The 10,613-nt window shown below is 34.6% G+C and carries 13 protein-coding genes; 8 read left to right on the plus strand and 5 right to left on the minus strand.

From position 1 onward, the window contains the following. Positions 1–90: 90 nt before the first annotated feature. Positions 91–237 carry a hypothetical protein gene (locus tag SB717_RS23530; protein WP_156376615.1) on the minus strand — a complete coding sequence of 49 codons (147 nt, stop codon included), beginning with the start codon at positions 235–237 and terminating at the stop codon, positions 91–93. Positions 238–992: 755 nt separating this feature from the next. Between SB717_RS23530 and SB717_RS23535 the strand changes: the two genes are divergently transcribed. The 3 genes from SB717_RS23535 (at position 993) to SB717_RS23545 (ending at position 2,271) form a co-directional block, all read left to right on the plus strand. Further along, the gene (locus tag SB717_RS23535; RefSeq protein ID WP_410904907.1) at positions 993–1,403 is read left to right on the plus strand and encodes a thiol-disulfide oxidoreductase DCC family protein; all 411 of its coding nucleotides are present in this window, start codon (positions 993–995) and stop codon (positions 1,401–1,403) included. After that, entirely contained in the window at positions 1,396–1,884 is a 489-nt protein-coding gene (locus tag SB717_RS23540) for a hypothetical protein (protein WP_410904894.1), read from the plus strand. The genes SB717_RS23535 and SB717_RS23540 overlap by 8 nt, the downstream gene beginning before the upstream one ends. 156 nt (positions 1,885–2,040) lie before the next feature. Next, positions 2,041–2,271 (plus strand): cold-shock protein, encoded by a 231-nt coding sequence (locus SB717_RS23545; protein ID WP_410904895.1) that lies wholly within the window; start codon positions 2,041–2,043, stop codon positions 2,269–2,271. 514 nt (positions 2,272–2,785) lie between these two features. Here the strand turns inward: SB717_RS23545 and SB717_RS23550 are convergent. Both SB717_RS23550 and SB717_RS23555 read right to left on the minus strand, forming a co-directional pair. Then, positions 2,786–3,757 carry an HD domain-containing protein gene (locus tag SB717_RS23550; RefSeq protein WP_410904896.1) on the minus strand — a complete coding sequence of 324 codons (972 nt, stop codon included), beginning with the start codon at positions 3,755–3,757 and terminating at the stop codon, positions 2,786–2,788. A gap of 39 nt (positions 3,758–3,796) precedes the next feature. Further along, positions 3,797–4,117 (minus strand): MazG nucleotide pyrophosphohydrolase domain-containing protein, encoded by a 321-nt coding sequence (locus tag SB717_RS23555; RefSeq protein ID WP_047751205.1) that lies wholly within the window; start codon positions 4,115–4,117, stop codon positions 3,797–3,799. Positions 4,118–4,216: 99 nt separating this feature from the next. On the opposite strand from SB717_RS23555, the gene SB717_RS23560 reads away from it, so the two are divergent. Next, entirely contained in the window at positions 4,217–4,798 is a 582-nt protein-coding gene (locus SB717_RS23560; protein ID WP_410904897.1) for an LOG family protein, read from the plus strand. Positions 4,799–4,844: 46 nt separating this feature from the next. Here the strand turns inward: SB717_RS23560 and SB717_RS23565 are convergent, their stop codons facing one another. Then, positions 4,845–5,381 carry a cysteine hydrolase family protein gene (locus tag SB717_RS23565; RefSeq protein WP_410904898.1) on the minus strand — a complete coding sequence of 179 codons (537 nt, stop codon included), beginning with the start codon at positions 5,379–5,381 and terminating at the stop codon, positions 4,845–4,847. Between the two features lie 248 nt (positions 5,382–5,629). Between SB717_RS23565 and SB717_RS23570 the strand changes: the two genes are divergently transcribed. The 4 genes from SB717_RS23570 to SB717_RS23585 all read left to right on the plus strand — a co-directional run bounded on the left by SB717_RS23570 (position 5,630) and on the right by SB717_RS23585 (position 8,998). After that, positions 5,630–6,208: a cysteine hydrolase family protein gene (locus tag SB717_RS23570; protein ID WP_410904899.1), complete on the plus strand. Its 579-nt coding sequence runs from the start codon at positions 5,630–5,632 to the stop codon at positions 6,206–6,208. A 1,083-nt stretch (positions 6,209–7,291) separates the two neighbouring features. Continuing rightward, complete coding sequence (locus SB717_RS23575; RefSeq protein ID WP_410904900.1) at positions 7,292–7,870, plus strand: YjgB family protein; 579 nt, start codon at positions 7,292–7,294, stop codon at positions 7,868–7,870. A 123-nt stretch (positions 7,871–7,993) separates the two neighbouring features. After that, a complete protein-coding gene (locus SB717_RS23580) occupies positions 7,994–8,401 on the plus strand; it encodes a hypothetical protein (RefSeq protein ID WP_410904901.1) in 408 nt (135 codons plus the stop codon). A 156-nt stretch (positions 8,402–8,557) separates the two neighbouring features. Next, on the plus strand, positions 8,558–8,998 hold the full coding sequence (locus SB717_RS23585; protein ID WP_410904902.1) for a cell wall hydrolase: 441 nt from the start codon (positions 8,558–8,560) through the stop codon (positions 8,996–8,998). 541 nt (positions 8,999–9,539) lie between these two features. On the opposite strand, the gene SB717_RS23590 is transcribed toward SB717_RS23585, so the two are convergent. Beyond that, a partial coding sequence (locus SB717_RS23590) for a lysozyme inhibitor LprI family protein (protein WP_410904903.1) occupies positions 9,540–10,613 on the minus strand: 1,074 nt, incomplete at its 5' end.

A 10,613-nucleotide genomic window follows, 5' to 3' on the forward strand; every position in this document is an offset into this window, starting at 1 on the left:
TAGCCTGTATACTTCATACATTTTTAGTTAAGTCGGGTAAGCGAGGGGCATCACTGCCCCTGACTCCCCTAAGAACCGTACGTGAGCCTTTCAACTCATACGGCTCAAGCCTCCCATTGCAGGTCCATTTGCTGTCGTATCTTCATCACATACCATAACGGTAAGTAAAACGTACGCCGACGCTCCAAGTGGAGGTATACATAACAGTACGTTTCTTTCGTCAGAAGATAGCCACAACCTTATGTTCCTACGAGAGACCAACGAGAAGTAGGCTCCCTTTCGGGCCTATCATGGGTTTGTCCGTAAGGACGATAGTATCCATTCAGTTATACAGTTTCCTGCTTTCCTGTTCTCTTTCGAGATAATGGCATTTGCTTTCTCTCGTATCCTTTACCCTCTGCCACATCGTTTGACTTTGCAGTCACCCTACTGTTTACACAGATGACAAAGGGCTTACCAAGTTTCGCATCTTATAGATACGACGAGGTTAGGTGGGTTCTTTACTCCGGGCAAGATACGGGACGCGTCACAGCAGCTTTATGAATCTACTTTTCCTCTTGCCAATACCCAGGTAAATCTGTGCACTATCCTGAGCTAACACTTACGAAGCTTACAAACCTTCACTAATGTTCACCATACTCATCTTCCCCTAGCAGTGTTCCGAGTCGTGCACTGACTCTCTGTTTCCGCATTTCCGCATGCAACCCACAAGTCCGTTACCAGACCCGCAGTTTTGGACGGGGATAGTTTTTGCGTCTAAACCAGTGGCGTGAGCCACACTATATAAAAGCGACTTCTTGTCGCACCATAAAACCCCTTATAGGAACTCTTTTCAAAAAAAAAGCTCATCTTACAAAATTGTAAGCCCATCTTACATTATTGTTAGGTGAGCTTTATTAAATCTCGTATTATAATTAATTGAAGAAAATATTTACAATTAAATAAGGGAATGAAATATATTGAAGGTTAAAAAAGACAATCAACCTATTGTTATGTTTGATGGTATTTGTAACGTATGTAATCATTGGGTTCAATTTGTTATAAAAAGGGATCCTAAAGGGATATTTAAATTTTTGTCTCTTCAATCAGATTTAGCATGCTCATTGATAGCAGATCACAATCTGAATAATAAGCAATTGGATTCCATTATCTTAATTGATAAAGGTCAAATATATACTGAATCTACAGCAATCTTACATATCATAAATAAGCTTACCGGACCTATAAGGTTCTTCGTTCTCTTTTGGATAATACCTAAAAAAATCAGAGATAAAGTGTACCGTTTTATTGCAAGGAACCGATATCGATTCTTTGGGAAAAAAGAAAGTTGTCTCGTTCCTAGTAAAGAAATACAAAATAGGTTTATTAAAACGGAAACAGAAAGTGGGAAAACCGATGAATAGAAGTACATTTCTAAAAAAGCTTAGAATGACGATTATTACTACTTTTAGATGGTCTTTAGCATTAACTTTCTTGATTTACGGCATTGCCAAAATCTATCCAGGTCAGTTTTCTACTGGCGACTTTATATATGACTCGACAAAGGATTCAGCAATGCAATTAGCATGGCATTTCTTTGGATATTCGGATACATATAATCTTTTTATTGCTTTTGGAGAAATAACAGCAGCCTTACTATTAGTAATTCCAAAGACAGCAACTTTGGGGAACATTATTTACTTACCTATCACAGTAAATATTACTATTCTTGACTTTTGTTTTGAGATACCAGCTCGTTCTGTTACCACCCTATTAACTTGTATGAGTATAGCCTTGCTTTTCTTTGAATATAAAAAATTAAAGAGAGTGTTTTTTGACTCGCCAGTAGCAGCTGAAACGTCTATCCCAACAAACCTTATAAAAAAGAAGGTGAACATACAATGATTGTACTACCTATTATGTTTGTCAGTTTGGGAATTTCTGCTTTTTACTATTTTATTATTAAAAAAGAAGCTTGAGATGAATACAATATACAGATCAGTTAACATAATCACCATTATCGAAACAAAAAAATACTGATACTTTAGGGGGAAGATTTATATGGCAGAAAGGCAAGTTGGAACAGTTAAGTGGTTCAATCATGAGAAAGGGTTTGGCTTTATTACACCAGAAAATGGGCCTGATCTTTTTGTCCATTTTACAGCTATTGAACGGACTAAAGGGACTGAAGGGGTTGTTATTAAAAGCTTAAAAGAAGGGCAAAAGGTTACTTTTGTAGTAGTGAATGGCCAAAAAGGTATGCAAGCAGAAATGGTACGGGTCCTAGGCTAATATCTTAAGGAAATTATTACACAGTAAAAAATGTATATCATATGCAAAATTAGTTAACATAATCATTCTTCAAGGAACCAAGTAAGCAAAAGAATCCTTAAGGCAGTAAGCTTCTGCCAAGGATTCTTTTTTCGGATTATGCGACTTTTTATACATCCTTGATATGACGGCTTTTACCGTAGGTATGAATGACCTAAAAATGTATAAAAAGCGCACCTTTTATACATATGCTAAAATCTAAAAAAAATGGTCATTATGAGAAAATTATGATAATATTAATTTGCAGTCATTTTTCGTTACTTGTTATATGTGTAAACCCTTTTAAAAGTTCCCTCGCTGCCATACCGAGGGAGCTTTTTATTTTGCTTACCTTTTGACTGGACAAATTATAACCTAATACTATATTTTAGATACGTACATGTATATATTTCACTTTTATCAACAAAGCAGCTATGATCAGCCACACATGTAAGAAAAGCACCTTATTTGACTAAATAAGGTGCTTTTCTCTTTACTAAGTATTAAGAACTCTAACGAATGTTCCTTTTAGGGAATTTTCTAGAGCATACTCATTCAATTCTCTTACTTTGGTGGAGAGCTCTGTTGCTTTCTTTATTCGGCCGTTCCCTACCAACACAAAGGGATCGATAATCCGAACCTTTTTCTTTTGGTGTATGTCGTAATCTCCCTCATCATTTATCACCTTTTTGCTTATATCTTTCATTTTTTGTAGCACTTCATGGTCTGTACTGTCAATTAACTTTTTCCAAACTGTTTCATCATCTGATAATAAGTCATCAATATGAATAATCTGCTTGGCCATTGCTATCTTTAATATATCCGTTAGTATGACATACCCATATACATTTGATGGATGAAGAAAGAAGTCAATGACCTCTGTATAATAAGCTTTAACAAACCATTCTGCTGGATCAATTGTTTTTAAACAAACTTTACCGTTAACCACTCTTAATTCATCTACAAACTTACAAGCATCGTCTAAAGAAATCATATTATAGGTAGATAAATCACGAAGCGTGTAATCGATACGGTCTGAACACAGCAAAGGAAGAGGTTGTTCTAATAAGGACCATTTCTCAATAGGTAATATAGACATGAGGTTAAACCCATGCTTTTGTAAAACAGAAGGGATTTCTGATGATTGAATTATTTTTTCAAATATTTGATCGTGAAAATCCTGTTCTGGATTATCTAAAACAAAATCTATTACATGAGAAAAAGCTGTATGAGAAACGTCATGTAATAAGCCAGCTATTTGTTCTTCTATAGAGCCACCTAATTTTCTAATCAATAGCATGACACCTACAGAATGTTCAAATCGTGTTACATTCCACTTTGGATTCACTAAATAACTTGCGCCACCTTGATGGATCTTTTTCAGCCTCTGAAGGGGCCGAGTATGTATTAATTCTGCTAGGACTGGTTCTAAGTGAAAAGATCCATAAATGAAATCATGAATTTTCATAAAACGACTTCACTTTCCCTTCTTTTATCACATCTATATTCATCTAGTAGAATAACGCTCTGCAAGCTTTTCTTTATGCGAACTGAATATTTCTTCTAAAGAAATATCATATTTGTTAGCAATAACAATCAAGTTACCTAACACATCTCCTAGTTCTTCCGTTAGTTCTTTCTTATTCTCTTCTAAAGTTCCAGTTACTTCATCTGGTCGATCCCTTCCGATTTCTAAAGCCCTAATAGCTCTTGCTACTTCACCTGTTTCTTCAGCAAGAAAACCAATTCGAATAAAGATATCTAAATCTGACCAACCTCTCATTTTGTAGTAGTCCTTTACCCACTGTTGAAATTCTGTTACGTTCATTGAATGGTTCCACCTTCCTTTTTTAACTTCAACTAAGTTTACCAAATCATCCATTATTATGTATAATCAATAACGGTGATTACATAGGAGGGGATCTTTATGAAACGAATAGCTGTATTTTGTGGATCAAGTAATGGAGCATCTGACCTTTATATTCAAGGTGCAAAAAATCTGGGAAAAGAACTTGCTAAACGTAATATTTCGCTTGTATATGGTGGAGCAAGTGTTGGAGTAATGGGTGCTGTGGCTGATGCCGTGTTGGAAGCTGGCGGACATGTCATTGGCGTCATGCCTACTTTCCTTGAAGAAAGAGAAATTTCTCATAAAAACCTGTCAGAACTTATCGTTGTTAAATCTATGCACGAGAGAAAAGCCAAGATGGCTGAACTTGTAGATGGATTCATCACATTACCAGGTGGTCCAGGTACACTAGAGGAATTCTTTGAGATTTTCACATGGGCTCAGTTAGGGTTACATCAGAAGCCTTGCGGATTATTAAATATTAATGATTATTACACACCACTTATTTCTTTATTTAATCACATGACGGAAGAACAATTTCTACAGGAAAAATATCGTTCTATGGCTCTTGTAGATACAGAACCACAAGGTTTATTAGATCAATTCAATACATATCAACCTCCTTCAGTTAAAACATATATTACAAAAGCACAAAGCTAACAAAAAAACAGGATTAGACAATATCTAATCCTGTTTTTTTGTTACCTTAAAATATAATTTCGTTTACTTCTTTTAATGTAACGAATCTGCCACCTAGCATATTATTATGATGTTCTACTATTTTAGAAGCTGAAAGCACAGCCGTATCAAATGTGCTATGGGCATCTTTTACTAAGATATTCTCTTTGTACCCTAAGCTATATGCCCTTCTACAAGTAGTATCCAAACAAAATTCAGTTTGCATACCTGCAATGACTAATTTTCCGATTTCAAGTTCCTGCAGTTTTTTATGTAAAGTTGTTTGATAAAATGCGTCCCAAGAAGATTTTTGAATAACTGTGTCTGTTGGTAGGGGGCGAACATCCCGATGGATTTCCCATGTGACTTTTCCTTTACTAAGCATACTATCGGAACTGAGGTCTGTATGCTGTATATAGATAATTGGTATATTAGATTTGTGCGCGTTTTCCCTTAGAGAAATAATATTTTTAAGTACTTGTTGTTCATTCCATAAAGACCCACCTTGATAAGAAAACATAATGTTTTGAACATCTACAAGCAACAAAGCCTTTCTTTTACTCATTTGATTGTATCCCCCTATTGATTTTTGTGGTAAAAAATTCAAAATAATATTATATCAAATTAAAATCTTATATTATATATCTTGAACTTATGAAATCTATTCTTCTTCGAAGTGTATATAATATGCACCAATAGCTAATATAATACTGCTTCTAGGAAGTTTACATACTTAAATAAAATTCTTATTTTCAATTCACCAATCTAACATAAATGTTAAAATATGTAGAAAAGAGTTAAGGAGAATTACATATGAGAAAAGATTTCAGCAATACGGCTTTAATTATTATCGATGTTCAAAGGGCTTTTGAAGATGAAAAGTGGGGAATAAGAAATAATCTCAATGCTGAAGACAATATTCAAGTTCTGCTAAAGACATGGAGAGAAAAGAAATACCCAATTATACATATTAAGCACTTATCTGATAACGACCATTCGATTTTTCATCCTAGTAAACCAAGTTCAGATTTTAAAGATATTGCAGTCCCAGCTGAAAATGAACCCATTTTTAAAAAGAAAGTAAATAGTGCATTTATAGGAACTGGACTTGAAAAATATTTAAAAGAAAACCAAATAGAAAAGGTTGTAATAGTAGGGTTAACAACTCCACATTGTGTCTCAACTACTACTCGAATGAGTGGTAATTTAGGATTTGAAACGTACTTAGTATCAGATGCAACAGCTGCATTTGCAATAAAAGGGGCAGACAATACGTATTATTCAGCTGAACAAATACATAATGTGTCATTAGCTACTTTAGACAATGAGTTTGCTACAGTTTTAACCACCAAAGAATTAATCCAAAAATTAGCCGAAGAAATAAAGGCTTAATACTTTTGTTTTAACTATATACAACATACAGAGTTAGTTACCCTCATCACTCTTTCCGGAAAACATCATAAAAAAGGACCCTTAATGCAGGACGGTTCTGCCAAGAGCCCTTTTTCCGGAGTATGCAGCTTTTTATACATTGTTGATTGATTAACGTTTTCTCAGTAGGTGGATGAGAAACTAATGTATAAGAAGTGCACCTTTTATAAATATGCTCAAGGTTGTCCTATATTGCCTTATTTATAAATTTGTTGTACAATTATTCAGACTTTTCTATGAATAGAAACATATAAATTCCCTAAAAGCTATCCGTCCTGCAACGATGGGGTAGCTTTCTTTTTTATTAACGATAATAATTACTTTAACATTTTATAATAGATTTAAATATCTTGTCCGTAAAAGTATACTTTTACGGACTTTTCTTTCGAATGAAAAATCTAACATTTTTATTGTCCGTTTAAGTTTTAAATAAAATTACGGATGTCTTCTGAAAACTAAGCACTTTTACGAACGTTCTAAGTAGAACAATAAGAGGAGAAACACAAAATGAGTATAAAATTGGAGGCAGAGCTTTTTTGTTATTTTACATTGGAAATTTGAAATTCGATCGATATGAATCTTCTCAGAACTTTTAGTTATGTCAGATAGGTTAGGGTTCCTGTGAAAGAGGCTCAATTTAGAAAGGTAGAGAAGCTATCTCTTTAAACCTCCAGCTTAAGAAGCTCATCTACATAGTTTACGGATGTATTATCTTTGCTCTCAGGCAGACTCTAATCCCTAATGAATTTACTCCATTTAAATCATATATCCCTTTAACAATGCTCAATATGGCTATAACAATTTTTTATAAGCATCACATCTAAAATTTTTAATAATTAATTTTATAAAAATATAAAAACGAAACAATTTGGAAACATCTACATATTATTATATTTGTAACTAGAGTTTAAATATGTAATTGAATAGGGACATGGCCTTTAAGTTTTGGAGCACACTGTTGTTAAACTACCCGAATTAGGGCATTAATCACCTCGCTTAGCTAAGGTTAGTACCCTTAGAATCGGGATAAAAGGAGAGAAAATAATGAAGAGAAAAAAAACATTTACAAGAATAGTAGCTACTGCAGCCATTACAGGAATTGCTACATTTGGATCAACTCATGTAGCTCATTTAGACACGACTGCTCATGCAGCTACGAATCAGACTGAAATCAATCAAACTGCTGTCAAAAACATCAATGAAATTTATAATGCCGGAATTAAAGGTGAAGTGCCTCGGCTAACGAAAGATTTAAAATTTGGGGTGAGCACGCGTGATGATGTTCGTTCTCTTTTCGGTCTTCCTCCTGAAGGAGATACAGGAAGCTTTGATTACTATCATGCTGAAATGGGGCATCCTGGCTATGCATTTGGATATGATAAAAACCATGTTATCTCAGAAATTCGCTATTTCGGTACAAATGTAGAACGTCAAACCAATTTAGGATCCATTACAGAAGTGAACTTAAAAAAACAGCTTGGACAGCCTAATTTTACGAAAAAAATAAAAAATGGGAATCTTGTTCAAACGAAATATACGTATCATGCCGGAGCTTACGACCTTGAATTTATTTTCGATAATGCTACGTCATTAAATCATGTAAACTTGGTTTCTAAATCTTAAACGAAAACAGAATCTACAGCTTGTTTATTTCTCTATGTTTTATTGGTTCAAAAAAACTGTTATTCAATGTTTCTTTAATAAAAATTATTATGAACCAGTAAGTCAATTTAGGAGGGGAAAATAATGAAAAAAATGTATTCGTTGTTTATTATTGTGATAATGGCCGTACTTGCAATTACTACAATTGGAGGGTCTTCAGCACAAGCAAGTGTCCCTCGCTTTTCGTTTCAAACGGAGGATGGAAAATGGGATGGAGAAGTGGGTAACCCTAATAAGTTAGCGAATATCGAAATAGACCTTGTTTCGCCTATTTATTTGAAAACTGCTTCTGGAACTACACAATTATCAAATTACAGTAATCTGTCTGTTCGGCTTCGTAATGCAAGTACGGGTGCTACTACAAGTTATCATACTTTTACGAATGGAAAAACTTTATTTACCTCTATGAAAACAGGAAAGTATTATGTTGACATAAAAGACACTTATACAAATGGATATGTATCTGGAAAGCTTGATGTTGTATTTAAATAATTTAATCTCTTTTTATATAAGATGAAGCCCTTGAGAATAAAATCAAGGGCTTCATCTTGCATAAAAACTATACGTGTTAAGAGCTGAGCATTCTTATTTTATAAACAATAACATCAATATAGGCTTTTTTTCATACTATATTTTGGGGGTGAATAAATGGCAAGAGTAAGTTACCGAAGTGCAGACATTAATTTAATGGCAAGGATGATGCGAGCAGAAGCTGAAGGTGAAGGAAGACTGGGGATGTTGTATGTCGGAAATGTAATTGTTAATCGTCTTGCAGCAAATTGTATAGACTTTAAAAATTTAAGAACTGTTTCACAAGTCATTTATCAAGTACAGGGGGGTAATTATTCGTTTGAAGCTGTTCAAAAAGGAAATGTATTTTATCAAAGAGCGAGAGGTGTTGAAAGAAGATTAGCAAAGAAGAATTTGGATTATTGGAGACAACATCCAGCGAAATTTGCTCTTTGGTATTTTAATCCACATGCTCCGTGCCCTCCAACATGGTACGGTCAACCTGCATCTGGTCAATTTAAAAATCATTGTTATTATGAACCAAAACCTGATACATGTGCGAGTGTTTATAGAGGTTAAGTTATTGAGGAGTTATGATTAATTCTGGAGTAGTATGGTGGAGCTGCGAATACAACATTTTAGTCGTAGGTGGTGGTAGCTAGCCCTATTTATTCAATGCAACTCCTATAGATCATGTAGCAGTGGTCGGTTGAAAAAAACTTTGCCCCCCACCGTAGCCTATTTCTTTAATCTTTGTGCTGATGTATTTTTATCTGGCGAAATAAAAAGGGAACTTCCTGGTTAGCAGGTGTTCCCTTTTTTATATGGAACCTAATAATCATTTATCAAAGAAAATAAGATTACGAAATATGTACTTCAATTAAAGCTATGCTGTTTAGCTTCACTCTTAGATGGAGGACATCTTGCGATTTCTTGTCTATTTCATAAAAAAATAAACCACTAGGACAACCCCCAGCATATAAACCCCACTCCTTCTTACACAATCAGCTAACCCTTACCTACTTCGGTAAGGGTTCTTTGTTATTTTTTGAGTGGACAGGAAAGCTTACTGCAGTAGCTACATAGTATCTAAAGAACAACTACTTCGTTTGGTAATTCATTATTTCATATAATAAGTAACTAGCTCGTAGCAACGTTCTCTAGTCATTTCGTGTAAAATTCGAGCTTCTTCAGCATAAGCTAAAGTTCCTCCTCCAGCCTCTTTCAACTCTTTTTGAGAAGCAGCATCTCTATCTTTAACCCATTGGCGTTGTTTGATTTTCAAGTTGTTCATTTCTGATGCAGGTAATTGATTCTTTAATTCACCATAGATATCATTCAACATCTTGTCCCACATTTGATAATTTTCCCCTGAAGCTTGCCTTCTGTCACCATCAACCTGATCGTTAACTGGTTGTACTTCACTAGCTCTAGTCTGTTCTAGTAAATCAAAATAATAAGCTTTTTTGCTATTAGTTATCGTTGTAGCTGAACTATTTGTTGATGGAGTGCTTGAAGTTGAACCAGTCTTTGATACAGTAGTAATCGGTCCATTTTTAGCTATATCAGTTAAGTATAATTGGTTATTGATAAGCACGGCTGTGTACATCCAATTATATTTATTTGTTTTTTGAGATCCATCTGGTTGTATAACAGATACAGTCTCTACAGTTTGTATGTTATAAAGAGGCCCATCAGAAGAGTTACCTGCTTTCGTAAAATTCACTACAGAATAATCTACCCAGTTCTCTTTAATACCCTTCTTATATAAGTTACTTACCAATGATTGTTGGTCATTGTATAACGAATCTTTTAAAACATGTGCAACGTTACTGAACTGGCCCGTATTAATTGCAGTTGTTAGTCCATTTATGTAGTCAGCCATTACTAGAGCTGCTGTATCTTTAGTAACAAAAGCCTCATCGGAGACTGTATTTGAATTAGTTGCGTTTTGCTGGTTACTATTTTTGTGAACAGCACTCGCATGATCGCTACCTTTTATAGTTGAAGATTCCCCGGTATCTTTTTCTGTAGCATCATTACCATCTTGATTCGCTTCAGTAGCGTTATTATTACTGGTCTCTTGGCTACTAACCTCCCCAGTTTCTCCTGGCTTCGAATCAACCTTTTCTTCTTGTTGACATCCAGAAACCAGTAAAGAAGTTACCGTCATTAATAAAAAAACACCTTTTTT

This window comes from Priestia sp. SIMBA_032, assembly GCF_046535215.1.
Taxonomy (GTDB): Bacteria; Bacillota; Bacilli; order Bacillales; family Bacillaceae_H; genus Priestia; species Priestia aryabhattai.